Annotated in this window: 27 protein-coding genes; 14 read left to right on the top strand and 13 right to left on the bottom strand. The window is 68.7% G+C overall.

Annotation, left to right across the window (positions count from 1 at the left end; translation table 11 throughout):
* The first annotated feature begins 37 nt into the window (after window positions 1-37).
* Window positions 38-364: a hypothetical protein gene (locus AC3WQA_RS12005; RefSeq protein ID WP_492675282.1), complete on the top strand. Its 327-nt coding sequence runs from the start codon at window positions 38-40 to the stop codon at window positions 362-364.
* 32 nt (window positions 365-396) lie between these two features.
* Here the strand turns inward: AC3WQA_RS12005 and AC3WQA_RS12000 are convergent, their stop codons facing one another.
* Entirely contained in the window at window positions 397-591 is a 195-nt protein-coding gene (locus AC3WQA_RS12000; RefSeq protein ID WP_492675281.1) for a hypothetical protein, read from the bottom strand.
* Entirely contained in the window at window positions 588-1,385 is a 798-nt protein-coding gene (locus tag AC3WQA_RS11995) for a COG4280 domain-containing protein (protein WP_492675280.1), read from the bottom strand. Before AC3WQA_RS11995 ends, AC3WQA_RS12000 begins: the two co-directional genes overlap by 4 nt.
* Window positions 1,386-1,467: 82 nt before the next feature.
* Here AC3WQA_RS11995 and dinB point away from each other — a divergent pair, with 82 nt between their 5' ends.
* Window positions 1,468-2,550: a DNA polymerase IV gene (gene dinB / locus AC3WQA_RS11990; RefSeq protein ID WP_492675279.1), complete on the top strand. Its 1,083-nt coding sequence runs from the start codon at window positions 1,468-1,470 to the stop codon at window positions 2,548-2,550.
* A 250-nt stretch (window positions 2,551-2,800) separates the two neighbouring features.
* On the opposite strand, the gene AC3WQA_RS11985 is transcribed toward dinB, so the two are convergent.
* The 8 genes from AC3WQA_RS11985 to pdsR all read right to left on the bottom strand — a co-directional run bounded on the left by AC3WQA_RS11985 (window position 2,801) and on the right by pdsR (window position 11,012).
* Window positions 2,801-3,025 (bottom strand): Tsi2 family anti-toxin, encoded by a 225-nt coding sequence (locus AC3WQA_RS11985; RefSeq protein ID WP_492675278.1) that lies wholly within the window; start codon window positions 3,023-3,025, stop codon window positions 2,801-2,803.
* Window positions 3,026-3,039: 14 nt separating this feature from the next.
* The gene (locus tag AC3WQA_RS11980) at window positions 3,040-3,507 is read right to left on the bottom strand and encodes a Tse2 family ADP-ribosyltransferase toxin (RefSeq protein WP_492675277.1); all 468 of its coding nucleotides are present in this window, start codon (window positions 3,505-3,507) and stop codon (window positions 3,040-3,042) included.
* Between the two features lie 116 nt (window positions 3,508-3,623).
* Window positions 3,624-4,940 (bottom strand): ABC transporter permease, encoded by a 1,317-nt coding sequence (locus AC3WQA_RS11975; protein ID WP_492675276.1) that lies wholly within the window; start codon window positions 4,938-4,940, stop codon window positions 3,624-3,626.
* Window positions 4,937-5,899 (bottom strand): ABC transporter ATP-binding protein, encoded by a 963-nt coding sequence (locus tag AC3WQA_RS11970; RefSeq protein ID WP_492675275.1) that lies wholly within the window; start codon window positions 5,897-5,899, stop codon window positions 4,937-4,939. Before AC3WQA_RS11970 ends, AC3WQA_RS11975 begins: the two co-directional genes overlap by 4 nt.
* Before the next feature lie 115 nt (window positions 5,900-6,014).
* The gene (trpE, locus tag AC3WQA_RS11965; RefSeq protein WP_492675274.1) at window positions 6,015-7,490 is read right to left on the bottom strand and encodes an anthranilate synthase component I; all 1,476 of its coding nucleotides are present in this window, start codon (window positions 7,488-7,490) and stop codon (window positions 6,015-6,017) included.
* A 234-nt stretch (window positions 7,491-7,724) separates the two neighbouring features.
* Window positions 7,725-9,737 (bottom strand): ATP-binding protein, encoded by a 2,013-nt coding sequence (locus tag AC3WQA_RS11960; RefSeq protein ID WP_492675273.1) that lies wholly within the window; start codon window positions 9,735-9,737, stop codon window positions 7,725-7,727.
* Between the two features lie 7 nt (window positions 9,738-9,744).
* Window positions 9,745-10,326, bottom strand: coding sequence for a hypothetical protein (locus AC3WQA_RS11955; RefSeq protein ID WP_492675272.1), 582 nt, complete (start codon window positions 10,324-10,326; stop codon window positions 9,745-9,747).
* On the bottom strand, window positions 10,323-11,012 hold the full coding sequence (pdsR, locus tag AC3WQA_RS11950) for a proteobacterial dedicated sortase system response regulator (RefSeq protein WP_492675271.1): 690 nt from the start codon (window positions 11,010-11,012) through the stop codon (window positions 10,323-10,325). The genes AC3WQA_RS11955 and pdsR overlap by 4 nt, the downstream gene beginning before the upstream one ends.
* Window positions 11,013-11,193: 181 nt before the next feature.
* On the opposite strand from pdsR, the gene AC3WQA_RS11945 reads away from it, so the two are divergent.
* Complete coding sequence (locus AC3WQA_RS11945) at window positions 11,194-11,955, top strand: hypothetical protein (protein ID WP_492675270.1); 762 nt, start codon at window positions 11,194-11,196, stop codon at window positions 11,953-11,955.
* A gap of 747 nt (window positions 11,956-12,702) precedes the next feature.
* On the opposite strand, the gene rpe is transcribed toward AC3WQA_RS11945, so the two are convergent.
* Together rpe and djlA are read right to left on the bottom strand one after the other, a co-directional pair.
* On the bottom strand, window positions 12,703-13,371 hold the full coding sequence (rpe, locus tag AC3WQA_RS11940; RefSeq protein ID WP_492675269.1) for a ribulose-phosphate 3-epimerase: 669 nt from the start codon (window positions 13,369-13,371) through the stop codon (window positions 12,703-12,705).
* Between the two features lie 101 nt (window positions 13,372-13,472).
* Entirely contained in the window at window positions 13,473-14,279 is an 807-nt protein-coding gene (gene djlA, locus AC3WQA_RS11935) for a co-chaperone DjlA (protein WP_492675268.1), read from the bottom strand.
* A 203-nt stretch (window positions 14,280-14,482) separates the two neighbouring features.
* On the opposite strand from djlA, the gene AC3WQA_RS11930 reads away from it, so the two are divergent.
* The 6 genes from AC3WQA_RS11930 to AC3WQA_RS11905 all read left to right on the top strand — a co-directional run bounded on the left by AC3WQA_RS11930 (window position 14,483) and on the right by AC3WQA_RS11905 (window position 18,022).
* On the top strand, window positions 14,483-15,379 hold the full coding sequence (locus tag AC3WQA_RS11930; RefSeq protein WP_492675267.1) for a phosphoribosylaminoimidazolesuccinocarboxamide synthase: 897 nt from the start codon (window positions 14,483-14,485) through the stop codon (window positions 15,377-15,379).
* Window positions 15,380-15,402: 23 nt separating this feature from the next.
* Window positions 15,403-15,873, top strand: a complete 471-nt coding sequence (locus tag AC3WQA_RS11925) for an Mpo1 family 2-hydroxy fatty acid dioxygenase (RefSeq protein WP_492675266.1) — start codon at window positions 15,403-15,405, stop codon at window positions 15,871-15,873.
* Complete coding sequence (locus AC3WQA_RS11920) at window positions 15,870-16,274, top strand: hypothetical protein (RefSeq protein WP_492675265.1); 405 nt, start codon at window positions 15,870-15,872, stop codon at window positions 16,272-16,274. Before AC3WQA_RS11925 ends, AC3WQA_RS11920 begins: the two co-directional genes overlap by 4 nt.
* Before the next feature lie 129 nt (window positions 16,275-16,403).
* A complete protein-coding gene (locus tag AC3WQA_RS11915) occupies window positions 16,404-16,670 on the top strand; it encodes a DUF2249 domain-containing protein (protein WP_492675264.1) in 267 nt (88 codons plus the stop codon).
* Window positions 16,670-17,275: a hypothetical protein gene (locus AC3WQA_RS11910; protein WP_492675263.1), complete on the top strand. Its 606-nt coding sequence runs from the start codon at window positions 16,670-16,672 to the stop codon at window positions 17,273-17,275. The genes AC3WQA_RS11915 and AC3WQA_RS11910 overlap by 1 nt, the downstream gene beginning before the upstream one ends.
* 129 nt (window positions 17,276-17,404) lie before the next feature.
* Window positions 17,405-18,022, top strand: a complete 618-nt coding sequence (locus AC3WQA_RS11905) for a hypothetical protein (RefSeq protein ID WP_492675262.1) — start codon at window positions 17,405-17,407, stop codon at window positions 18,020-18,022.
* A gap of 48 nt (window positions 18,023-18,070) precedes the next feature.
* Here AC3WQA_RS11905 and AC3WQA_RS11900 read toward each other — a convergent pair whose 3' ends face one another.
* The gene (locus tag AC3WQA_RS11900; protein WP_492675261.1) at window positions 18,071-18,985 is read right to left on the bottom strand and encodes a DMT family transporter; all 915 of its coding nucleotides are present in this window, start codon (window positions 18,983-18,985) and stop codon (window positions 18,071-18,073) included.
* Between the two features lie 123 nt (window positions 18,986-19,108).
* On the opposite strand from AC3WQA_RS11900, the gene AC3WQA_RS11895 reads away from it, so the two are divergent.
* The 5 genes from AC3WQA_RS11895 to AC3WQA_RS11875 all read left to right on the top strand — a co-directional run bounded on the left by AC3WQA_RS11895 (window position 19,109) and on the right by AC3WQA_RS11875 (window position 25,594).
* On the top strand, window positions 19,109-19,603 hold the full coding sequence (locus AC3WQA_RS11895) for an Lrp/AsnC family transcriptional regulator (protein WP_492675260.1): 495 nt from the start codon (window positions 19,109-19,111) through the stop codon (window positions 19,601-19,603).
* A gap of 109 nt (window positions 19,604-19,712) precedes the next feature.
* Window positions 19,713-21,422 carry an acid phosphatase gene (acpA, locus tag AC3WQA_RS11890; protein WP_492675259.1) on the top strand — a complete coding sequence of 570 codons (1,710 nt, stop codon included), beginning with the start codon at window positions 19,713-19,715 and terminating at the stop codon, window positions 21,420-21,422.
* A gap of 226 nt (window positions 21,423-21,648) precedes the next feature.
* The gene (gene pip, locus AC3WQA_RS11885; RefSeq protein ID WP_492675258.1) at window positions 21,649-22,602 is read left to right on the top strand and encodes a prolyl aminopeptidase; all 954 of its coding nucleotides are present in this window, start codon (window positions 21,649-21,651) and stop codon (window positions 22,600-22,602) included.
* Between the two features lie 100 nt (window positions 22,603-22,702).
* Window positions 22,703-24,559 (top strand): M1 family metallopeptidase, encoded by a 1,857-nt coding sequence (locus tag AC3WQA_RS11880; RefSeq protein WP_492675257.1) that lies wholly within the window; start codon window positions 22,703-22,705, stop codon window positions 24,557-24,559.
* A gap of 90 nt (window positions 24,560-24,649) precedes the next feature.
* A complete protein-coding gene (locus tag AC3WQA_RS11875; RefSeq protein WP_492676354.1) occupies window positions 24,650-25,594 on the top strand; it encodes an alpha/beta fold hydrolase in 945 nt (314 codons plus the stop codon).
* Window positions 25,595-25,709: the final 115 nt, after the last annotated feature.

Below are 25,709 nucleotides of genomic sequence, written 5' to 3'. Positions count from 1 at the left end.
GGTTCACGCTGCGGGCCTCGTCCGCGAAGCCCGATCCATGGCCGTCCTGCTTGTTGTCCTGTTGATCCTGCTGGCTGTCGCCATGCTCTACCGGGCGGCGCGCAACGACGCCGCCAAGCCCGCGCTGTTGCAGGAATGGGCCAAGGCCAACCACCTAGTCCTCCTGCGCAGGCGACGGGCATTCGTGCCGTGGCGGATACGAGCGGGACTGCGCTACTCGAAGCAGGACAGCTTTGCGTATCTGGAAGTGCTGGACGAGTCCACCCACCGCGTCCGCCGCGTCTGGCTGCTGCTGCGCAGCCACCTGTCGCGCGACATGACCCTCGACGACATCGAGGTGCTCGGCTGGGACGAGGACCGCTGAAAACCTGTCCCACGCACGCGCCGCCGATCGCCTTAGCCGCGCCTCCCGCGCAGCACGCCCCAGGCCAGGATCAGCAGCAGGCCCGCCGCGAACAGCGGCGCGTTCCAGGTTGCCGGCAGGCGCAGCCACGGCAAGCCCCACCAGGCCAACACCAGCCAGGCCACGATGGCCAGCGCGTAGCGGCCATCGTCCACGAACAGTCGCCACAGCCTGCGCAGCCAGCTCATCGCGGCGCCTCCCGCCGCGCGTGGCGGCACCAGGCCGCACAGGCCAGCGCCGTGGCGAGCCAGGCCAGCGCCAGCACGGGGATGGCGCGGTCGCCGCCGGGCCACGGGTAACCCATGCCCTCGGCGCTCCAGAACGAGCCGAAGGCGCACAGCAGTACGCCGACGACGAACTTCAGCGTGTTCTCCGGCACCCGCGCCAGCGGCCGATGCACCGCGACGCCGAGCACCACCACCAGCAGCAGCGCGGCCAGCGCGCCCAAGCTGGCCGGCCACAGCAGCGCCGCGTGGCCGGCGCCGATGGCGAGCACGATGAACACCACTTCCACGCCTTCAAGCACGGTGCTCTTGAAGCTCAGCACGAAGGCGAGCTTGTCCAGCCCACTCCGCACGCCGCCGCGCTCACGCAGGGCGGCCGTCTCGGCACGGTAGATGGCCGCCTCGTCGTGCCGCGCCAGCACGCCGGCCGCGCGCAGCGCCGCCTTGCACAGCCAGCGCATGCCGAACAGCAGCAGCAAGGCGCCGATCGCCAGTTGCAAGCCGTGCAGCGGCGCGCGCATCAGCAGGCGCCCCAGCAAGGCCACCGTCAGCAGCAGCACGGCAAGACCGCTGGCGCTGCCGGCCAACGCACTGCGCCAGCCCCGGGTGATGCCCACCGCCAGCACCACGGTGAGCGCCTCCACGCACTCCACCAGCGCGGCGAGGAAAGCGGCCAGCATGGTGGAGCCGGCATGGAGCGAGGGCAAAAGCATGGGCGACTCGGCGGCGAACGCGATGGGCGCAGCATAGGCGTTCATGGCACGCCCCCCAAGCCGCTTGCCGCAAGCGGAGCAGGACGCGCATCCCGTCGCTGGCGTTGGCCTCTAAAATCGTCGCACCGTGAACAGCCTGCCCCGCAAGATCCTCCACGTCGACATGGACGCGTTCTACGCGTCGGTGGAGCAGCGCGACGACCCCGCGCTGCGCGGCCGGCCGGTGGTGGTGGCGTGGAAGGGCGCACGTTCGGTGGTGTGCGCGGCCAGCTACGAGGCGCGCGTCTTCGGCGTGCGCTCGGCGATGCCGGCAGTGCGCGCGGAGCGGCTGTGCCCGCAGGCGATCTTCGTGCCGCCGGATTTCTCCCGCTACAAGGCGGTGTCGCGGCAGGTGCAGGCGATCTTCGCGCGGCACACCGACCTCATCGAACCGCTGTCGCTGGACGAGGCCTACCTCGACGTCACCACCACCAAGACCGGCCTGCCCTCGGCCACCGCCACCGCCGAGGCGATCCGTGCGGCGATCCTTGCCGAGACGCAGCTCACCGCCTCGGCCGGCGTGGCGGCGAACAAATTCCTCGCCAAGATCGCCTCCGACTTCAACAAGCCCGATGGCCTCTACGTGGTGCGCCCGGACAAGGCGCTGGCCTTCCTCGCACCACTCGCGGTGGGCCGCCTGCCCGGCGTGGGCAAGGTGATGGAAGGCAAGCTCGCCGCGCTGGGTATCGCCACCGTGGGCGACTTGCGCGCCTTCGCCGCCGGGGAGCTGGAACGGCGCTTCGGCCGCTGGGGTATCCGCCTGCACGAGTTGTCGCTGGGTATCGACGAACATCCGGTGACGCCGGATCGCCCCACCTTGCAGGTTTCCAGCGAGGACACCTTCGCGCAGGACCTGCGGCTGGACGAGCTGGCGCCGCACATCCACCGCCTCGCCGCACACACCTGGGCCGCGCACCAGCGCGAGGCACGGGACGGGCGCATCGCGCGCACCGTGGTGCTCAAGCTCAAGACCGCCGACTTCCACACGCTCACGCGCAGCCTCACGCCCACCCAGCGCCCGACCTCCGAACACGAACTGGCCGAGATCGCCTGCGCACTGCGCGAACGAGTGGAGCGCCCCGCCGACGCGCTTTATCGCCTGGTCGGCGTGGGCTTGGCCGGCTTCATCGACGCCGACAGCTACGCGGCGCAGTATGAGTTGTTTGGGTGAGTTGTTCGGCGATGACGCTCATGCAGGAATGATCCGGTCGTTTTGGCCCGCGTTTTGCGCGAATAGGGGGAGCAACGCCGACACGGCAACCTTGTCGGCGTGGATCTGTCCAGCCTCGTGGAAACTGACTGGCATGCTGCGCAGCAAGGGCTACTTTGGTGAGCTGATCGGCAACGAAGTCCGCCCTGATCAGCATGAGCAACCGACCGAAATGGCCACCTCGACAGCGCCCCATGAAGTTCAGGGGTGCCTATTTGCCAGTCACCAGTCGCTCATAGGGTGGCAAATTCGCGACACGAATGGCCAGCTCGTCATAAGCAGTCTTCAAGTTTTCCATCACCCTCTCGCGCTCCTCGAGGAGAAGATACTCCTCCGTTTCCAGCTCTTCAGTTTCAGCAGCGTCGCGGAGCATACGATACTCTGCAGCAATGGCCTGGATAGCCACAATTAGCGCCTCATTACTTATCTCTGGCATAATGACACCTTATTTTAACCCTTTTTAGCCAATTTACATTGAAGCTCAACAGCAGCGCGAGCCATGTTGTTCAGATACCCTTGCATCGTAACCTGTGTCATTCGTGTCTTGCATTCAATTTGATAGTGATGGCCGACGAGCTTCGGATTATAGGGGCTAGCTTTCTTCTTCTCGTCCTTTTTGATAACAAGCTCATCACTGTATTCGGTTCCCTCTGGAATCCAGAAGTCATGATTCGGGAACCATTTCGGCACATCATGCAATGAAGTCCCCTTTCCCGGAAGGACTTTCAGGCCGTCCTTATCCTTTTCAAACTCAACATCGGCCCGAATTGTCATCATCCGATTGAGCTTGTTACTGTAGTACTCGGATTCCTCCCAGCGAGGATCAAGAACGCCGTTACCTGGGTAGAGTCCAATTTTTATCTTTTTAAACGACTTATCCATTACAGAGCGATAAAGATCGCACGTTGTCTTTGCCACGAAACCATCCTTGATCACTTCAATTTCAAATAGAAACCATGCAGCCAATAGGCGGCTCGCGCATCAGGGAAGGGTGGATTCAAATCCTCCAATTCGCTTGCTCACCTTGCCCCGCCTCATGCCCGAATCCACCGCCACAGCTCGCCCCAACTCGGCTTCTTGCCGTACATCAGGATGCCGGTGCGGTAGATGCGCGCGGCCAGCCACACGCAGGCGAGCAAGGCCAGCACCATCAGCGTCAGTGACAGCGCCAGTTGCAGCGGCGGCACCGAGCTCATCGACCAGCGCACCGGCATGGTGAAGGGCGCGAAGAACGGGATGAAGGACATCGTGGCGCCCAGCCCGCCCGCCGGGTCCTTGATGAGCGCGAACACCGAGAAGAAACCCACCATCACGAACAGCGTGACGAACACCGCGTACTGCTGGGTTTCCTGGATGGTGTTGCACATCGCACCGATCGCCGCGTACAGCGCGCCGTAGAGCAGGAAGCCCAGCGCGAAATACAGCAGGAACACCACCAGCAGCGCCGGCGGCATGCCGGGGATGGCGAACTTCTGCGCGGCCGCCGCGCCCATGCCCAGCGTACCGGCGATATGCGCGCCCTGGCTGCCCAGCACGAAGGCGGTGCCAGCCCAGATCGCCATCTGCGTCAGGCCCGCCAGACCCACGCCAAGCACCTTGCCCAGCAGCATCTGGAACGGCGTCAGCGAGGAGGTCAGCACCTCCATGATGCGCGAGGTCTTCTCCTCGATCACCGAGGTCATGGTCTGCTGGCCGTAGATCAAGGTGGCGAGGTAGAGGATGAAGCCCATTGCGTAGGCGATCATGAAACTGGCCTCGCCGCTCTGCCCGGTGAGCTTGCCGGCGGAAACCTTGGTGGTGTCCATGTCGGCCGGCGCCATCGCCTTGTTCACCAGTGCCTGATCCACGCCCGAGGCGGCCAGGCGCACGCCGGCCAGCGCCTTGCCGACGTCGCGCTGCAGGCGGCCCATCGCTTCGAGCGAGCTGACGTTGTCGCCGTAGTAGCCGAGCTTGCCGCTGCTCAGTGTGTTCGCATCGAGCACCAGCACGCCGTCCCAGCCGTCCTGGCGCTTGTCCTGGTCGAAGCCGGTCTTGGCGATCAAGCCGTCGCGCACTTGGGCAAGGTCGGCCGGCGTGGCCGGGAATACCTGCACCGCGTAGCGGGCCTTGGCGCCGGCCTGTTCGCCGAAGCTCGCGGCCTGCAGCGCCTTGGCCACCGGCTGGCCGAGGCCGCTGGTGGAGGCATCCACCACCGCCACGCGGCTGGTGCGGTTGCCGCCGGCCATCATCAACGCGGGCAGCAGCATCACCGCCACCATCATCACCGGCAGCAGGATGGTGGAGATCAGGAAGGCCTTGGTGCGCACGCGCTCGATGTATTCGCGGCGGATCACGGCAAAGGTCTTGTTCATGCGGCAGCTCCGGCAACGGCAGGCAGGGGGGCGGCAGCGGGATCGGCGCCGACCTTGGCGATGAAGATGGCTTGCAGCGAAGGCTCCACCACCTCGAAGCGGCGCAAGCCCACGCCGGCCTCGACCAGCGCGGCGAGCAGGCGCTCCGGGTCGGCGCCTTCGGCCATCTTGAGTTCCGCGCTGGCGCCGTAGTCGTCCAGCCGCGCCACCAGGCGCGGGTCGGCGAGGATCGCCTCCGCGCGCTCGCGGCCGTGCGCAAAGCCCAGCGCCACGTGGCGGCCGCCGAAATCGGCCTTCACCTGCGCCACCGGGCCGTTCACCACCAGCTTGCCGCGCGCGACGATGGCCACGCGGTCGCACATGCGCTCGGCCTGCTCCATCACGTGGGTGGAGAACAGCACGGTGCGGCCGCTTTTCGCGATCTCCACCACGATGTCCTTCATCGCCTGCGCGTTGATCGGGTCGAGGCCGGAGAACGGTTCGTCGAGGATCACCAGCTCCGGTTCGTGCAGCAGCGCGCCGGCAAACTGCACCTTCTGCTGCATGCCCTTGGAGAGGTCTTCCACCTTTTTTTGCGCCCAGGCGCCCAGCTCCAGCCGCTCCAGCCAGGCCAGCGCGCGGGTGCGCGCGTCGCCGCGCGCGATACCCTTGATCTCGCCCAGGAACACCAGGTGGTCGAGCACCTTCATCTTCTTGTACAGCCCGCGTTCCTCGGGCAGGTAGCCGATGCGCGCGGACAGGTCGCGGCTGTTGCCGTTGCCGCCGAACAACGCGATGCGCCCCGCGTCCGGCGCGAGGATGCTCATGATGAGCCGGATCGTGGTGGACTTGCCCGCCCCGTTGGGGCCGAGCAGGCCGTAGATGCCGCCCGCGGGTACCTGCAGGCTGAGCTGGTCGACCGCGGTATGGCCGTCGAACCGCTTGGTGACCGCTTCGATGCTGACGCTTGGCGTGGACACGTGTGGCGCTCCCTGTACGAGCCAGCCGGCCCGAAACGCCAGACCTTAGCACGGCCCACCACGGCCGCACGCCTACCTCTCGTCATGCCCGCCGGGGCGGCACGGCAAGCCGCGCCTACAGGCCTCGCGCCGCCTGCGCCACCGCGCGAAACAGCGCGCGGCCCTTGTTCATCGTCTCCTCCCACTCGGCGGCGGGATCGGAGTCGTGGACGATGCCGGCGCCAGCCTGCACATGCAGGCGGCCGTCCTGGATCACCGCGGTGCGGATGGCGATGGCGGTGTCGGCATCACCCCACCAGCCGATCCAGCCGATCGCCCCGGCGTAGATGTTGCGCTTGTACGGTTCCAGCTCCTGGATGATCTCCAGCGCGCGGATCTTCGGCGCACCCGAGAGCGTGCCGGCCGGGAAGGTGGCTTTCAGCACGTCCATGTAGGACAACCCCGCCTTCGCCGTGCCCTGCACCTGCGAGACGATGTGCATGACGTGCGAGTAGCGCTCGATCGCGAAGGCGTCGGTGACTTCCACGCTGCCGGTTTCGCTGATGCGGCCGATGTCGTTGCGGCCCAGGTCGATCAGCATGACGTGCTCGGCGCGCTCCTTGGGGTCGGCCAGCAGCTCCGCCTCCAGCGCCTGGTCCTCGGCCTCGGTGGCGCCGCGCCGGCGCGTGCCGGCCAGCGGGCGCACCAGCACCTTGCCGTCCTTGAGCCGCGCCAGGATCTCCGGCGAGGAGCCGACGATCTGGGTGCCGCCGAGGTCGACGAAGTACATGTAGGGCGAGGGGTTCAGCGCACGCAGCGCGCGGTACACGTCCACCGGGCGCGCATTGAAGCGCACGGACAGCCGCTGCGAGGGCACCACCTGGAAGATGTCGCCGGCGCGGATGTATTCCTTCGCACGCTCCACCATGGCCTCGAACTCGGCCTTGGTGAAGGAGGACTGGAAATCGCCCTCGTCCAGCGCCTGTGCGTGCACCAGCTGCGGGTAGGCCGCGCCGCCCTGGCGCAACCGGTGGGTGAGCGCATCGAGCCGGCGCTGCGCCTTGGCATAGGCCTGCGGTTCGGACGGATCGGCGTGCACGATCAGGTACAGCCGGCCCTTGAGGTTGTCGAACACGGCCACTTCCTCGGCCAGCATCAGCAGCACGTCGGGCGTGCCCAGCTCGTCGGCGCGATCCCACTGCGCGAGGCGCGGCTCGATGTAGCCGATCGTCTCGAAGCCGAAGTAGCCGACCAGCCCGCCCGAGAACGCCGGCAGTTGCGGCAGGCGCGGCACGTCGTACTGCGCGCGCAGCTTCTCGATCTCGCCCAGCGGATCGTCCAGGTGGCGGCGCTCGGTGACTTCGCCTGCGTCCTCCACTTCCAGCTCGTGCCCGCGCAGGCGGTACACGCGCTTCGCCGGCAGGCCGATGATGGAATAGCGGCCCCACGTCGCGCCGCCATCGACCGACTCGAACAGGAAGGTGTACGGGCCATCGGCCAGCTTGAGGTACACCGACAGCGGGGTGTCGAGGTCGGAGAACACCTCGCGCACCAGCGGGATGCGGGTGTGGCCTTGCGCAGCCAGCGCGTCGAAGTCGCTACGGGAGATCACGGGAACGATCCAGCGGGGATGGGCTGCACACGATAGCAGGGACGCGGCGTTTTCCGTATGGACGTCCATAAAGCGAAAGCGCCGGAAGCTCCCTCTCCCCCAGGCGAAAGCTCGGGGGAGAGGGAGGCTTGTGCTCCACGCGAGCCTCATTCCCCCTCACCCTGACCCTCTACCCCAACGGTGGAACTGTCGGGGAGAGGGGATAGCAGCGAAGGCTCCCTCGCTGGAGGTGGGTCAGAGCCGCTGCCGCGGCATCGGGTGCAGGCGCAGGCTGAAAGCCACGCCGCCGCCGTCGTCGAGGTTGCGCGCGCTGGCGCTGCCGCCGTGGCGCTCGGCCACCAGGCGCACCACGTACAGGCCCAGCCCCAGGTGCGGGGCGTCGCCCGGCGTGGCCTTGTCGCGCAGGCTCACCAACGAATCGAACAGGCGCCCGGCCATTGCCGCCGGCAGCGGCGGGCCCTGGTTGGCCAGTTCGATCTCGGCGCCATCGTCCACCGCGCGCAGCGCCAGACGCAGCCAGCCATCGGCCGGCGTGAAGGAGAGCGCGTTGTCCAGCAGCTTGTCCAGCGCCTGCGCCAGCAGCTCCGGGGCGCAGTGCAGGTGCAGGGGCGCCGTGGGCAAGGCGCAGTCGAGCCGGCGCGCGCCGATCAGCGGCCGGTAGGCGTCGGCGCAGCCGCGCACCACGTCACGCAGGTCGACGTCCTCCGGCTCGGCGGCGGCGATGGCGCGCTCCATCCGGCTCGCCTCGCTCATCGCGCGCACCAGGGTGCCCAGCCGCGCCACGCCGTCGCGGGCGCGGTCGAGGTAGGGCCGCGCCTCGGCCGGCAGGCCGGCGCGCTCCTGCAGCGCGTGCTCCAGGTTGTCCAGCGAGGATTTCACGATGGCCAGCGGCGTGTTCAGCTCGTGCGACAGCTTGGAGGCCAGCGTGCGCAGGTAGTCGGTGTAGCCACCCACCGCCTCGATCAGGCGCTCGAAACTGCGCGCGAGGTCGCCAATTTCATCGGGCTCGTCGACCATCGGGAAATGGCCATCCAGACGTCCATCGTAAAGCTGCGCACGCTCGGCCGCATTGCGCAGCCGACCCAGGCGCAGGCTCAGCCGCGTGGCGAAGAACAGCAGGATCGCGCCCGCCAGCAGCAACACGCCGAAGCTGGTGAGCAGCAGGCCGAACAGCGCGCGGTTGGCCAACAGCGGCACGGCGCGGCTGGCCTGTTCCAGCAGCAGCACACCGGCGAGTTGGCCGCCCTGCTCGATCGGTACGGCGGCAGACAGCACCACGCTGCCGCGCTCCTCGCCGCTGCGCCACACGCTGGCCGGCGTTCCGGCGCGCGCCCGGCGCACTTCCGCCGTATCCAGCCGCGGCACGTTCTGCGCCCACAGGGCGGCGTCCTCCAGCCGGGTGGCCAGCAAGGAGCGATACACCAGCGACGCGAACCAGCCGGGCTGGCCACGCGCGCCCGGCGCGTCGTCCAGCTTGCCGCTGCGGGCGAGCAGCCAGCCGGCCGGCGACAGCACGCGCGCCTGCACGCGCTCGGGCGCGAGGCTGGCCAGCTCGTCGGCGAGTTTCGTCGAATACGCCAGCAGCGGCCGCGTGACCAGGCCCGTGCGCTCGCCGCCGTCGCTCGCCACATAGGCGCCCACGCCCAGCCTGGTCAGGCCAGCCGTATCGGGCAGGCGCAGTTCGACGCGAAAGCCGCTGCCGTCCTCCTGCCACTGCGCCGGCAGGCTGGCGGGCAAGCCCGGCACCGCCGCGTCCTGCGCGCTGGCGAGGATCGCGCCCGGCGCATCGCTTTCCAGCAGGTAGCGCTGCTGCCCGGCGGCGTTGCCCAGCAGCAGGTTGAGGTGATCGGCGGCCAGCGCGCCGTCGCCATCGGTGGTTGCGGTGCGCGTGCGGCGAGTGTCGCGCACCTCCGCGTACAGGTAGCGGCCACGCGTGTCCGCGGCCAGCATCACCTGGCCGCGGCGACCGAAGTCCTGTGCCCACGGCGTCAGCGGCGCCCAGTCGTCGCCGTAGCCGTCCACGGTGATGGGGTTGATCGCCGGTTGCACGTACCAGCCCGGCCCATCCGGCGCCTGCAGTGCGTGCGTCACCACCAGGCTGCGCGCCACCGCGCGCGCCGAGGCGAGCAGCGCCTGCGCCTGGCCTTCGCGCAGGATCGCCTCCATCTGCCGCACGTACAGCCAGCCAGCCACCGGCAGCGCCAGCGTGCACAGCGCGACCAGCAGCAGTTTGCGGCGCAGGTTCATCGCGCGATCAAGGCTTCTTCGGCACGGCCGGCGTGACGTAGCGCCGGTAGCGCGCATCGGTGGCCACGTGCATGAAGGCATCCAGCAAGGGTTGCTTGCCGGCATCGTGGTTGGCGAAGCTCATCGACCAGCTCAGCCGCACGCCGCTGGCCGCGCCCGGATCGCAGAACACCACGGCGTCGTCGACATGGTCGCTGCCCTCGTACACCACGCCCTGGCAAGGCATGTGCGGATTGTGCATGGCGATGGCGGTGGCCTTGCCGGCCGGATCGCGGGCGAGGTAGCGCTTGCGGTCGGTGGCCAGCTCGTCGGCCAGCGTGGCCAGCTTGCGCGGCCACACGTTGAGCACCATCACGCGCTCGGGTTGGCCCGTCCACTCGCCCTGGTAGAGCACGGCATCCACGCCGATGGCGCGCGCGTAGGTGCAGCAGTCGCGCGTCCAGCCGATCGGGCTGGCCACCTCCACCGCCCAGGCGGGCGCCTTGCCGTCGCGCGCGCCATGAGCGAGCAGGGTATCGGCGGGTGTGCCGGCAAGGGCGGCAAGCGGCGCCAGCAGCACCAGCGCCGGCGTGAGGAATCTCATCTTCATGGTTTCCAACGATAGCCCACGCCATGCACGGTTTCGATGGCATCGAACGCCGGCGCGACCGCGATGAATTTCTTGCGGATGCGCTTGATATGCGAGGTGATGGTGGCGTCGTCCACCACCAGTTCCGCCTCGCGCATCAGCTGGTCGCGGTTCTTCACGTGGCCGGGGAAACGGATCAGCGTGTGCACCATCCAGAACTCGGTGACGGTGAGCGGCACCTCCTCGTCGTTCCAGGTGATGCGCATGCGCTCGGACTCCAGCTTCAGCGGGCCGTGCTCGATCACCGTCTCGCTGGAGGCCGGCGCCTTCAGCGACTCGATGCGGCGGAACAGCGCGGCGATGCGCGCGGCCAGCTGGTGCAGGCTGGTGTCCTTGCTGAGGTAATCGTCCGCGCCCAGGCGCAGGCCGGAGATCACGTCGAAATCGGAATCGCGCGCGGTGAGGAAGATGATCGGCAGCGTGGCCGACTTCGCGCGCAGCTCGCGGCACAGGTCGAAGCCGCCCTCCGGCTCGTCGCCCAGGCCGATGTCGATGATGACCAGCTCGGGCAGCTTGGCGGCGAAGGCATTGGCGGCCTCCTGTCGCGAGCCGTAACCCCGCGTGTCGTAACCGAAGCGGTTGAGCGCCTCGACGTAGTTGGCGCGGATCAGCGGTTCGTCCTCGACGATGGCGATGCTGCGGCCCATGGCGTGTTCCTTGCGGTGCGGTGCCGCGCAGCGTGCTATGCGCGTCGCTTCCATGCAAGCTTCCATGCACGCCTGCCCGCGAATTGCCCCGAAGCCGCCCCCGGCGGCGCCTCTGCCGCACCACCCATGGCTATGGCCGCGTGCTCGAATGGGTACCCATCGACCGATGGATGCCGGCGTGATGGCCCGTCGCGCCGATCGAGTCGCGAAATCGAACCCGTGCACAGCCATGTGCGTCGCCACCATCCGCACAACCACCGAGACCGCCCGCATGCCCTCGCTACTGCTCTCTCCCTGCCGCACCGCGCTGCTCGCGGCCATGCTGACCATCGCGCCGCCCCTCATCGCGCGGGAGCACCCGCCTGCCGTTTCAATCCTCGAGCCGGGCGGCTATGACCCCGAAGACCTCGATGTCTCGACGCTTCCTGCCCACGGCTGGCTTGCTCTGACCCAGCGTGGCGACCACTGGGAACTGGTGCGCGCGAAGGTCGATCTGACCCCTGAAATCAGCTCCCCCGATCAGCCCAAGGCGCTCGTCTTCCTGCACGCGCGCCAGCTCGTCGCCGGCAAGGTATCCACGCTGGCGATGAAACTGCCCGATGACCTGGATACGCCGGAACACGCCGGCGATGGCAAGGGCAAGGATCGCCTCGAACTGACATTCAACCGGCAACGCTACCGGCTGACCCTGTCCAAGCTAGGCTCGACTTTCGGAAGAAGTCTCTTCCTCGACGACGGGCATACACGCACCCTGCTCGACACAGACGTGGACGAAGCACAGCTCATTTGGGCCGGCGATCTCGACCACGATGACCGGCTTGATCTGATCATCAGCACCGACATCGAAGATGGCGAAGGCGGCGACATCTGCCTGTACCTCTCATCCGCCGCCGGCAAGCACCAGCTCGTGAAGCAGGTTGCGTGTCAGGGCTTCAGCGGCTGATCGCACGCAGGTCGTAGCGCCAGCCACACCGCGTCATCAAGCCTCCAAACGACGCCCTACGAAAGAATTTGCCCGCATTTCGCCATATTTCACCGCCGATTTGCCCGCTTCGGCCCCGCGAAAGTACGCGCTGGATGTTTTCATGCTCTCCACCTCCCCCGCCACGACCCCATGAACAAGCCCGCATCCCTGCCCGTCGACCCCAACGCCGAATTGCGCGGCTTCGAGCCGTTGCGCGTGAGCCTGGCGCTGGGCGCTCTGTTGCTGGGCCTGCTGCTGGGCCTGCATTGAGGCGCCCACCCTCCGCCATCCCAACCCTCGCCGTGGAAAGCGTGGTCGCGACCGATGCGCAGGGAAGCGCATCGGTCGCCGGGCCAGCCGCCTGATCCGGGCCGGCCACCGGCCACGCCTTCCGCAACCGCCTCCACCGACGTGGCTCCTTCATCCCCTCCCGCGAGGGGATTTTTTTGTGGCGGGCCGGCGGGCCGCCGCCGATGCGCCGTCCAAGCTTGCTGCCGACGATTTTTGCGGGAACCTATCCGACTGGCGCCGGTCAGAGTGGGTGACTGGCGCCGCTCCATTGCCGTGGATGACGCCCGCATGGCCGCCCACACTCCCCTCCGGGACGGTCGTGCCCGCGTCCGCGGCGCCGGTCAATGGTGTCTCCTCATGCGTCTGCGACGACGTTTGCCCCGGTGCGGCGACAGCCGCCCGGGGCTTTTCTTGCGCGGCGCGCGGTTGTCGCGATCAGCCGATGGCGGCGCGCATCGCGGCGATGCGTTCGCGGTAGTCCGGTGCGTTGAAGATGGCCGAGCCCGCCACGAAGGTATCGGCGCCGGCGGCCGCGATGGCGCCGATGTTGTCGGCGGTGACGCCGCCGTCGATCTCCAGCCGCACGGCCAAGCCGCGCTCGTCGATCATCCGGCGCACGCGGCGCAGCTTTTCCAGCGCCATCGGGATGAACTGCTGCCCGCCGAAACCGGGGTTCACCGACATGATGAGCACCAGGTCGAGCTTGTCCAGCACGTAGTCCAGGCAATCCAGCGAGGTGGCCGGGTTGAACACCAGGCCAGCCTGGCAGCCGGAGTCCCGGATGAGGCCGATGGTACGGTCGACGTGCTCACTGGCCTCGGGATGGAAGCTGATGAGCGTGGCGCCGGCCTTGGCGAAGTCCGGCACGATCCGATCCACCGGCTTCACCATCAGATGCACGTCGATCGGCGCGGTGATGCCGTACTTGCGCAAGCTCGACAGCACCATCGGGCCCATGGTGAGGTTGGGCACGTAGTGGTTGTCCATCACGTCGAAGTGCACCCAGTCCGCGCCGGCGGCCAATGCGGCGGCGGTATCTTCGCCCAGCCGCGCGAAGTCGGCGGCGAGGATGGAGGGGGCGATGAGGGGGCTTTGCTTGCTCATGACGGCTACTCGGCAGATCGAAAAAGATTGTAGGAGCCCGCTGGCGGGCGATGCTCCTGTCCTGGTGCATCAGAGCAGAAACATCGCCCGCCAGCGGGCTCCTACTTGAAGCCTCGTTCCGCCTTGATGCGTTCGTAGGCGGCGTTGATCTCGCTGGCGCGCGACTCGGCCTGCTTGCGCATGGCTTCGGGCAGATCGCCCAGGCGGTCGGGATGGTGCTCGGAAATCAGCTTGCGGTAGGCGCGCTTCACCGCGCGGTCGTCCACGCTGCGCTCGATGCCCAGCACGGCGTAGGGATCGGGCATCTGCGCGCTGCGCGGCGGCACGTAGCCGCCGCCATGGCGCGCGCCGGCATCGGCGCGGCCCGGCCCGGCCGCACTCCATGCGCGCCCGCGCATCGCCATCAGCGCCACCAGCTCCATCTCGCTCACGCGCAACGCGTTGGCCAACTGGCGCAGGATCGCCAGCTTGTCCGGCGAGGGTTCGCCTTCGGCAAACACCGTGTCCAGCACCACGTCCAGCACCGGGAAGGCATGGTCGCGACGCGGCCCCACCCAGCGCCGCAGCTCGTCGATGGAGATGGCCACGTCGTAACCGGCCTGCTTGCCGGTATTGAAACTGGCGATGGCCAACTGCCGCTGCCCGCCGCTCAGCCCCATGCGCGTCATGACATGTTCGGCCGCCGCGATCTCCGCCTCGGAGACGCGGCCGTCGGCCTTCGCCACCGCGCCCAGCAGGGTGAACAACGGCGCGACGAACCCCCCCGCTTCCGGCGCTGCCGCGCGATGCTGGCCATGGCGGAGGTGCTCCAGCACGAAGCCGATCGCGCCCCCTACCAGGGCGCCGAGCAGGCCATGGCCGAGCCAAAACCCGGCCAGCGCAAACCAGATGGTGAGCGGTATGCCCATGCCAGCTCAGCCTTCGCGCACGCGGCGTGATGGACGCGGCGACGGGCAAACGGGGGCGAATCCAGGGATGGCGGACGGCTGCGGGCGCATCGGCGGAAGACCGGAATAAAGCCGCGATTCTAACAGCCGCCACCGCCCCAGCCGGTCGCCGGCAGCCCCCTGACGCTACAATGCGCGCTTCCCCTCGTCACGGAACCGCCATCGTGCCCACCACCTTGTCGCAATCGAACCTGCCCGGCCTGGAACTGATCCACCGCGGCAAGGTGCGCGATGTCTACGCACTGGACAGCCAGCGCCTCTTGATGGTGGCCACCGATCGCCTCTCCGCCTTCGACGTGGTGATGCCCAACCCGATCCCCGGCAAGGGCGAGATGCTCACCCAGATCTCCAACTTCTGGTTCGGCCAGACCGCCCACCTGATGCCCAACCATCTGTTGGACGTGCCGCTGGCCGAGGCGCTCCCCGCCGGCACCGACCTCGCGCTGTACGCCAGGCGCGCCGTGGTGACGCGCCGCCTGAAGCCGGTGCCGGTGGAATGCATCGCGCGCGGCTACATCATCGGCTCGGGCTGGAAGGACTACCAGAAGACCGGCGAGATCTGCGGCATCAAGCTGCCCGCCGGCCTCCAGCAGGCGCAGCGGTTGCCCGAGCCGATCTTCACGCCCTCCACCAAGGAGGCCGTGGGCACCCACGACGAAAACGTGAGTTTCACGGTCGCCGCGAACAAGGTGGGCCGCGAGCTGGCCGAACAGGTGCGCGACGCCACGCTGCGCATCTACGCCTGGGCCGCCGCCTATGCCGCCGAGCGCGGCATCATCCTGGCCGACACCAAGTTCGAGTTCGGCACCGACGCGGACGGCAAGCTCTACGTGATGGACGAGATGCTCACCCCCGACTCTTCGCGCTACTGGCCGGCCGAGAGCTACCAGGTGGGCATCAGCCCGCCCAGCTACGACAAGCAGTTCGTGCGCGACTGGCTGGAAACCCAGCCGTGGGACAAGACCGCGCCCGGCCCGACGATCCCCGCCGAGGTGATCGCGCGCACCGCCGCCAAATATGCCGAGGCGCTGCACAAGCTGGCCGGCATCACGCTCGACTGAGTACCCACTCTGGGGGAGTATCGATGCGCAGTATGCAGGACTGGCTCGACGGCTACAGCGCCGACCACCAAAACCCGGTGAACCAGGTTTTCCACTGGTGCTGCGTGCCGCCCATCGTGTGGTCGGTAGTCGCACTGCTGTGGACGATCCCGGTGCCGCCGGCCTTCCTGCGCCCCGGCGCCTGGGCCGTGGCGGTGATGGTGCTGGCGTTCTACTGGTACTGGAAACGCGCGCACAAGCTGGCACTGGCGCTGCTGCTCGCCTTCGCCGCGCTTGGCCTGCTCACCCATCTTCTATACGCGCAGCTGGGTGCCGCCGACCTGCGCTGGCTCGCGGTCGGCGTGTTCGTGGCGGCCTGGATCGGCCAGTTCATCGGCCACCAGTTCGAGGGCCGCAAGCCCAGCTTCCTCACCGACCTCGCCTATCTCCTGATCGGCCCCGCCTGGCTGATGGCCAAGCTGCTGCGCCGCCTCGGCATGGAACCGCTCGCATGAACCTGCTCGCCCTCGTCAGCAGCCTCGTCTGGTGGGTGCTCTACGGCAGCATCGGCGCGCTCGCCTGCGCGCTGATCGCCTGGGTCGTGCTGCGCTGGGTCGAGCGTTGCAACGTGGTGTTCAACTGCGTCTATCTCGCCTGCCTCGTGTGGACGCTGCTGGGCATGCTGCTGGTGGCCGGCGTGGCCGCGCACGAAGGCATCGTGCGGCCGCCGCTGCGACCCCTGCTGGCCTCCAACCTGCTGCGCGTCGCGCTGGTCGTGGACATGCTGCTTGGCGCGGTGCTGGTATGGCGACTCACGCCGCGCGTGGACGCGCGCCGGGTGCGGCCGGGCAGCGCCTGCCTGGCGGTGGCCACGGTCATGGCCGTGGCGTTCGGCGTGGCGACCAGCCTGACCTGAGCGCCGGCGAAAAATCGCCTGCCCGCCGCCGCACGCCCGAGCGCTTGCAGGCCGCCGCCTGACCCAGATCAGCGCTGCCGTTCGCGGCGCGGCGTAGCGTGGGGGCTCCCTTGGAACGCGAGCCCCCGCATGAGCATCGACGCCATCACCGAAGCCAACACCCACCTGTTCGACGCGCGCGGCGTGGCGCGGCGTTTCCGCCACAGCGCGATCTTCGGCGCCATCGGCGCGCTGCGCAACGGCGAGACGATGCGCTTCGTCAACGACCACGACCCGATTCCGCTGATCGCGCAATTGCGTGACCGCCTGGGCGAGCACATCACGGTGACCTACCGCCAGCGCGACGCCGATGCGGTGGTGATCGACTTTGCCATCGTCGGCCTGCCGGAGGAGTGATGAACTACCCAGCCTTCTTCGACGACGCGCCGCGCATCCGCGTGCGCGATCCGCTGGCCGATTTCCTCGGCGCCGCCGAGGGCGGCGTGCTGGAATACCGCTACACCGACGCGGTGCGCCTCGCCGGCCACTCCTGCCCCACCGTGGCCGGCAGCTGGCTGCTGGCACGGGCCGCGCTGATGGCGCTGTATCCGGATGAAACCGCCGAACGCGGCGGGGTCGCGGTGAGCATGCCGGCGCCCGCCGACGAGGGCGTCACCGGCGTGATGGCGCAGGTGTTCACCCTGGTCACCGGTGCCGCCGCCGACAACGGTTTCCACGGCATCGGCGGCCAGTTCGTGCGGCACGGCCTGCTGGATTACGCCGGCGCCGGTGCGATCCGCTTCACCCGCACGGACACCGGCGCCAGCGTGAGCGTGGTGCTGGATCTCTCCAGCGTGCCGCCCGCCGCCGACGCCCGTGCGCTGATGGGCGCGGCGATGCACCCCGACGCCACCGCCGCGCAGCGCGCCGCCTTCGGCCAGGCCTGGCAGGATCGCGTGCGGCGCCTGCTGCTGGAGCACGCCGACGACCCCGCCGTGGTGCGCGTCACCCGGCTGAGCTGAGAGCCTTGGCATGCAACCGACTGGCGCCTGAACGGGCGCCAGTCGGGATGTCGCCGCCGCGCCGGCTGCCGCGTTCCCTGCCCACAGACCGCCCACGCGGCGGCACCCACGGCACCAGGAGAACGCATCATGCAAAACCAGACGCAGAAATGGCTCGTCGTCGGCCTGCTCGGCCTGTGCGGCCTCGGCGGCATGGCCGTCGCGCAGGCGCAGACGCAGCCGCCGCAGAACGCGGCCAGCGACACCCAGCGTGACGCCAACCAGCAGAAGCGCATCGACCAGGGCCTGAAATCCGGCCAGCTCACCACCAAGGAAGCCGCCAACCTGGAACAGCGCGAGGCGAACCTCGACCGCACCGAGCAGCGCGACATGCGCCACGGCCCGATGACCAAGGCCGAGAACGCGCAGATCCAGCGCATGCAGAACCGCGACAGCAGGGCCATTGCCCACGACGACCACAACGCGGCCACCGGCAACCCGAACTCCGCCTCCTCGCGTCGCATGCAGGCCGACGCGGCGCGCAACGCGAAGCAGGAACAGCGCCTCGCCAACGGCGTGAAGTCCGGCCAGGTCACCAACCGCGAGGACGCGCGCATGCAGGGCCGCCAGGCCCACGTCGACCACCTGGAACACGTCGCCGGGCGCGACGGCAAGGTCGGCAAGGGTGAGCAGCGTCGCATCCAGAAAACCGACAACCGCGACAGCCGGCGCATCCACCACGTCAAGCACGACCAGGCGCAGCGCTGATTGCCGCCGAGCCGCCCGCCACGCGCGCACCGCGTGGCGGACGGTGACTCACGCGGTTTCGCCGGCCCCCGCCAGCACCGCCGGCGCCGGCCGCCGCCGCAGGTTGGCCAGTACCACGCCGCCGATCACCACGGCGCCACCGACCAGCTCCATCGCGCTGGGCACTTCACCCAGCCACAACCAGCCGATCACCAGGGCAATCGGCGGCGAGAGGTAGATGAAGCTGGAAACGCGCGTGGCGCTGGCGCGCTTCACCGCCACGTTCCAGGTGAGATAGCCCAGGAAACTCGGTGCCACGCCCAGCCACAGCAGCGCCGCGAGATGCGACCACGGCGCCGCGTGCAGCGCCTGCGGCAGGCCGCCGACGAAGGGCAGGCAACCCAGCGTGCCGGCGAAGAACGTGAACGCGGTGACCGTGAGCGTGCCCAGCCGCAGCGACAACGGCCGCTGGCCGACGAAATACACCGCCGAGGCGAGCACGCAGACCAGCACCAGCAGCGCCCGCGGATCGACCTCGACCTGCTTGCCGCTGGCCAGCACCACCAGCACCGTGCCGGCCAGCGCGATGGCCAGCCCCGTCCAGGTGCGCAGGCTCAGGCGCTCGCGTATCCACCAGGCCGACAAGGCCGCCGTCGCCGCCGGCGCCAAGCAGATGATGATGGAGGCGGTGCCGCTGGCGATGCGCGTCTCTGCCCAGTTCAGGCTCACGTGGTAGAGCGTGAGGCCGATCAGGCCCAGCGCGAACAGCGCCGGCCAGTCGCGCCGTGGCGGCAGCGGCGTGCGCCGGGCCACGAGCATCACGGCGAAGCACAGCGAGGCGATGGCCAGGCGCGCGAAGGCCACCTCGCCTGGCGTGAACGAGGCCAGCGCGTAGGCGATCGCGGCATAGGCCGACGACCAGGTGAGCAGGGCGATGGCGATGCACGCGAGGGCGCGCGCGTCGAGGCGTTCGGTGGCGACCATGGGGAACGGCTTGCGTGGTGGGGAGTGCGCATCCTAGTCTCGCTCCGGTCGCCGATGAATACCGGATACCCAAGCCATTCCCCGGTCTTGCCATCGATAACCACCGCTGCGGAGCACCTTGCCTTGGCATCGAAACCCGAACTGGACGCCAAGGACTGGCACATCCTGGAAGCCCTGCAGCGCGACGCGCGCCTGGGCTACGCCGAACTGGGCCGCAAGGTGAAGCTCTCCGCGCCGGCCGTGGCCGAGCGCGTCAAACGGCTGGAGGAGGCCGGCGTGATCGCCGGCTACCGCGCGGTGGTGGAGCCGAAGCGCCTCGGCTACCGCATCGAGGCGATGGTGCGGCTGCGCTGCGACGGCGGCATCTGCGCGCGCATCGGCGCCATCGTCGCCGACATCCCCGAGGTGCTGGACTGCCGCCGCCTCGCCGGCGAGGACTCCGCCCTGCTGCGCGTGGTGGCCATGTCGATCCAGCACCTGGAAAGCGTGCTCGACCGCCTCCTGAAGATCCACACCAGCATCAGCACCACCACGCTCATCGTGCTGCAGGCGCCGCATACCAACCGCGCGCTCACCCGCAGCATGTGGGATGCCGCGCGCAAGCTGCCGCTCGATTAAGCTCGGGCAAACGCACGGCGCGTGACCGGCGCGCAGCCCCTCCATGGATGGCGCGCGACCGTCACACATCTCGCGCATACTCGCGCCACGTCCTTGCCAGTGAATCACCATGACCGGAAAAAACCTGCCGCCCGAAAGAGGGGACATCCCGGCCGACACCCCGACCGATCCCGCCCGCCGCAAGCTGCTGGGCGGCCTCGCCACCGCCGGCGCCGCGCTGGCCGTCGGCGGCCGCCAGGCCGACGCGCGCACCCCGGTCGAGGCCACCACCGCCATCGCCGCCGGCCACCCGGCCTTCGATGCCGCGCTGCGCGAGCACATCCGCCACGTGCTGGTGATCTACGCCGAGAACCGCAGCTTCAACAACCTGTTCGCCGACTTCCCCGGCCTGGAACAGCCGCTGTCCGCGCTCAAGCCCGAGCACTACCGTCAGCGCGACCGCGACGGCAGCGAGCTGAAAACCCTGCCGCCGATCTGGCGCGGCCTGGTGCCGCACGAGCAAGTGGTGAACCATCGCCGCTGGAAGATCGACGAGGACGCCATCACCGGCCTGCCCAACGCGCCCTTCGCACTCGCCGCACCCGACGGCACGCCGCTGCCGCATGGCGTGGTCACGCGCGACCTGATCCACGTCTTCTACGCCAACCAGCGCCAGATCAACGGCGGCAAGAACGACGGCTTCGTCGCCTGGGGCGACAGCGGCGCGCTGGTGATGGGCCACTACGCCGACGGTGCCAGCAATCTGCGCCTGTGGCGCCTGGCCGAGCAGTACACCTTGTGCGACAACTTCTTCATGGGTGCCTTCGGCGGCTCCTTCCTGAACCACCAATACCTGGTGGCCGCGCAGCCGCCCTATTACCCGCATGCCGACACCAGCCCGGCGAAGTTCCAGATCGCGCGCATCGAGGGCGACGACCCCAAGGGCCTGGTGCTGAAGCTGGCCGCCGACTCGCCCGCCAGCGCCATGCAGGGTCGCCCCACGGCACTGGGCCCGAGCGCGCTCACGCCGGATTTCTGGGCGGTGAACACCATGGGCCCGCCCTACCAGCCCGCGTGGACCACGGACAAGGCCCATCCCCAATTGGCCGACCCGAACGACTACGGCACCTTGCCGCCGCAGGCGCACGCCACCATCGGCGATCGGCTGAGCGCCAAGGGCGTGGACTGGGCCTGGTACGCCGGCGCCTGGCAGATGGCGCTGGATGGCAAGGGCGACTCCGGCCTGCGCGACAGCTTCCCGGCCAGCCCCAATTTCCAGAACCACCACCAGCCGCTGAACTACTTCAAGAGCTTCGCCCCTGGCACGCACGCACGCGCCGCGCATCTGCGCGATGGCGGCACCGGCGAAACCGCGAAAACCAACCACCTGCTCGCCGCCATCGAGGCCGGCCGGCTGCCCGCGGTGACCTTCTACAAACCGCAAGGCGACCTCAACCTGCACGCCGGCTATTCCGACGTGGAAGCCGGCGACCGCCACATCGCCCAGGTCGTCGCCACGCTGCAGAAGAGCCCGCTGTGGGAGCACACTCTGGTGATCGTCACGGTGGACGAGAACGGCGGCTGGTGGGATCACGTGGCTCCGCCCAAGGGCGACCGCTGGGGGCCGGGTACGCGCATCCCGACGCTGCTGATCTCGCCGCACGTGAAGCGTGGCCATGTGGAGCACACCGTGTACGACACCGGCTCGATCCAGCGCTTCCTCAATCGCCGCTTCGGCCTGGCGCCACTGCCCGGCATCGTGCTGCGCGACCAGGCCATGGTCGAAGCCGGCGGCAAGGCGCCGGGTGATCTCACCGAGACACTGCTGTTCGGCACCTGACTTGCCCTCTACCCCGGCCCCTCTTCCGCGCTCCTCAAAGCTAGGGTCATCCATGGCCCTTCCCTGCATCCGCCAGCGGGCGAGGGGAGCCGAGCCAAAGCCCCTGTCCAGCTTGCGGGAGAGGGGGCTTGATCCGCACTCCCCTCGCCCGCTGGCGGGAGAGGGGTTGGGGGAGAGGTGCTTTGGCGAGTCACGTATCCGCAACACGTATCCCGAGACCCGAATCATGCGCGAGCTCTACCCCGCCATCGAACCCTTCCGCACCCGCCGCCTGAGCGTGGATGCGCGCCACACGCTGTACGTGGAGGAATGCGGCACGCCGAACGCCGTGCCCGTGCTGTTCCTGCACGGCGGCCCCGGCGCCGGCATCGGCCCGAACAGCCGGCGTTTTTTCGATCCCGCGCGCTGGCACGTCGTCTTGTTCGACCAGCGCGGCGCGGGGCAGTCCACGCCCTTCGCCGACCTCACCGACAACACCACGGCGCATCTGGTGGCCGACATCGAGGCGCTGCGCGAGGAATTGCAGATCGAACGCTGGGTGGTGTTCGGCGGCTCCTGGGGCAGCACGCTGGCACTGGCCTACGCCGAGGCGTACCCCGAGCGCGTGCTGGGCCTGGTGCTGCGCGGGATCTTCCTCGCCCGCGACATGGAGCTGCGCTGGTTCAACGAGGCAGACGGCGGCGCGCGGCACATCTTCCCCGAGCGCTGGGCGCGCTACCGCGACTTCATCCCGGAGGCCGAACGCGGCAACATGATCGAAGCCTACTGGCGCCGCCTCGACAGCGACGACGAGGCCGTGCGCCTCGCCGCCGCGCAGGCATGGAGCGCCTATGAAGGCGGCAGCACCACGCTGGTCCACGATCCCGATGCACCGGGCGATTTCGACGAGCCGCACAAGGCGGTGAGCCTGGCGCGGCTGGAGGCGCACTACTTCCGCCACCGCATGTTCCTGCAGCCGAACCAGCTGCTGCGCGACGCGCCGCGGCTCGCACGCATACCCACCGACATCGTGCACGGCCGCTACGACATCATCTGCCCGGTGGCCAGCGCACTCGATCTGCACGCCGCCCTGCCCGCCTCGGCGCTGCGCATCGTGCTGGCCGGCCACAGCGCCGCCGATCCCGCCATCGTCGACGCGCTGGTGCAGGCCACCGACCGATTGGCGGACCGTTACTGCTGAAGCCATGCCACCCACGGCGCCACCGCGGGAGGACTTTAGCCACAGGCACCCGCTCGAGACGCGGTGGCATACTGGGACTTCCCGTACCCCGAGCCCGCCCATGCGCCTGCTTTCCGCCCTTGCCTTCGGTGCCCTGCTGCTGCCGCTGGCCGCCTACGCCAACGACCCCAACTCCTACGCCCAGCCCGACCAGGTGCTGGTGACGCATCTGGATCTGCAGCTCCGGGTCGACTTCCCGCACAAGCAGTTGGACGGCGTGGCCACGCTGGCGCTGGACTGGAAAAACCCCAAGGCACCGGCACTGGTGCTGGACACGCGCGACCTGAAGATTGCCGCCATCGACGCGGTGGACGCCAAGGGCAAGACCCACGCGCTGAAATACGCGCTGGCGCCTGCCGTCAAGGACATGGGCAGCAAGCTCACCATCGAGACGCCGCAGCATCCGGCCAGGGTGCGGATCGCCTACGTCACCTCGCCCGCGGCCTCCGGTCTGCAATGGCTGCCGCCCGCGCAGACGGCGGACAAGCAAGCCCCCTTCATGTTCTCGCAGTCCGAATCCGTGCATGCGCGCTCGTGGGTGCCGCTGCAGGATTCGCCGGCGATCCGCTTCACCTACGACGCGCATGTCAGCGCGCCGAAAAACATCCGCGTGGTGATGAGCGCCCTGAATGACGCCAGGCATCCGCTGGACGGCTCCTTCGACTTCAACCAGCCGCACGCGATCCCCTCCTACCTGCTCGCCATCGCCGCCGGCGACATCGCGGTGAAGGAAACCGGCCCGCGCTCGGCGGTGTATGCCGAGCCGTCGGTGGTGGACAAGGCCGCGCATGAGTTCGCCGACACCGAGAAGATGATCGCCACGGCGGAGCAGCTCTATAGCCCCTATCGCTGGGGCCGCTACGACCTGCTGGTGCTGCCGCCATCCTTCCCCTACGGCGGCATGGAAAACCCGAACATGACCTTCGCCACGCCGACCATCATCGTCGGCGACAAGAGCCTGGTCAGCGTGATCTCGCACGAGCTGGCGCACTCGTGGTCGGGCAATCTCGTCACCGCCGCCAGCTGGCGCGACATCTGGCTCAACGAAGGTTTCACCACCTACGTGCAGGGCCGCATCACCGAAGCGCTGTACGGTCCGCGCCTGGCCACCGAGGAAGACCTGCTGGCGATCCGCGCGCTGCAGAAGGACATCGGATCGATGCGCGCCAACGCGCAGAAACTCGCGCCCGATCCCACCGGCCTGGGCGGCGACGACGCGCTCTCCGACGTGGCCTACAGCAAGGGCTCGTGGTTCCTGCGCACGCTGGAGACGAAGTTCGGCCGCAAGGATTTCGATGCGTTCCTCAAGGGCTACTTCGACCACTTCGCCTGGCACAGCATCACCACCGAGCAGATGCTGGCCTACCTCAAGCCCAACCTGATCGAGAAATACCCCGGCAAGATGCGTTGGGATGAAGTGCAGGCGTGGGTCTACGGCACCGGCATCCCGAAAGATGCACCCATCCCCGACTCGCTGCAGTTCGACGCCATCGACAAGCAGCGCAACGCCTTCCTCGCCGGCACGCTGCCAGCGGCGAAGCTCGCCGCCAAGGGCTGGAACACCCAGGAGTGGATGTACTTCCTCGACCGCCTGCCCGACGTGCCCAAGCTCGCCGACGTGCAAGCCATCGATGCCGCCTGGCACCTGACCGGCACCCGCAACGCCGAGGTCGGCATGCGCTGGTACGTGCACGCCATCGCCGCCGGCGACCAGGCCGTGTGGCCCGCCGCCGCCGAGCACATGACCCGCATCGGCCGGCTCTACCTCACCCTGCCGGTGTATGGCGCGTTCGCGAAGACGCCTGAAGGCCTCGCCTATGCCGAACAGGTCTACGCCAAGGCAAAGGACGGCTACCACCCGCTGACCCAGCAGGCGGTGGAGGCCATTTTTGCCTCGGCAAAAACGGCAAATAAGTAAGCCCGGCTTTTCCCGCCCGCACGGGCAGGCGCCCTGCCCACGAGAACACGCACCATGCCCAACACTTCCACCCGCCCGCTCTGGCAACGCATGCTGCTGCGCCGGCTGAAGTTCCTCGCCGTCGTGGTGGTCGTGCTGGGCGCGCTGCTGGGCGGCAGCTACCTGTTCGCACCGCAGTGGCTGTTCAACGCCAACGTGGCGCGCGAGGCGATGGCCGCGCATCTGGACAAGCACTCGGTGCAGGCCGGCGACACGCGCTGGTCGTATTACGAGGGCGGTGACGGCCCCACCCTCGTGCTGCTGCACGGTTTCGCCGACGACAAGACGGTGTGGCTGGCAGTGGCGAAGGAGCTCACGCCGCACTTCCACGTGGTGATCCCCGACCTGCCCGGCTGGGGCGAATCCTCGCGCGACATGGCGGCGAACTACGACATCGACGCCCAGGCCGCGCGGCTGCAGGCTTTCATGCAGGCACTGGGCCTGCAACGCGTGCTGCTGGTGGGCCATTCAATGGGCGGCGCCATCGCTGGCGTGTATGCCGCCGAACATCCCGAGCGCGTCAGCGGCCTCGCCCTGCTGGACAGCTTCGGGCTGAAGTTCAAGGAGAACGCCTTTGCCCGCGCGACGCTCGCCGGCCACGATCCGTTCGCCTTCACCGACCGCGCCGGCTTCTGGCGCGTCGCCGACCTCGTGCTTGCGCAGCCGCCGAAGATCCCGGCGCGTTTCGTCGATGTGCTGGTGGCGCGCAACGTGGCCGACCACGCCTTCATCGCCAAGGTGTTCGACGAACTGCGCCAGCCCGCGCAATACCTCGCCGTGCAGAACCGTCTGGGCCAGCTCACCATGCCGGTGCTCGGCCTGTGGTGCCGCGACGATCAGGTGATCGACGCCTCCGCGCTGGACAGCCTGCGCAACGGCCTCGTCCACGCCAGCGCGATCAGCAGCAGCACGCTGATGGGCTGCAATCACATCCCCGAGCTGGAACACCCCGCGGAAACCGCGCGCATTCTCACGGCGTTCGCGTTGTCGCATTGAGACAGGGATTCGAGAAGCGGGAAGCGGGAAGCGGGAAAAGCCCCCCTCACCCCAACCCTCTCCCCCAAGCGAAGCTTGGGGGAGAGGGAGGCAAGCGGCTCGCGGCTGAAACTCC

The organism is Rhodanobacter sp. FW106-PBR-R2A-2-24 (genome assembly GCF_058789615.1).
Note: the sequence above shows the minus strand (reverse complement) of the source record. Positions and strands in the feature narration are given on the sequence as shown.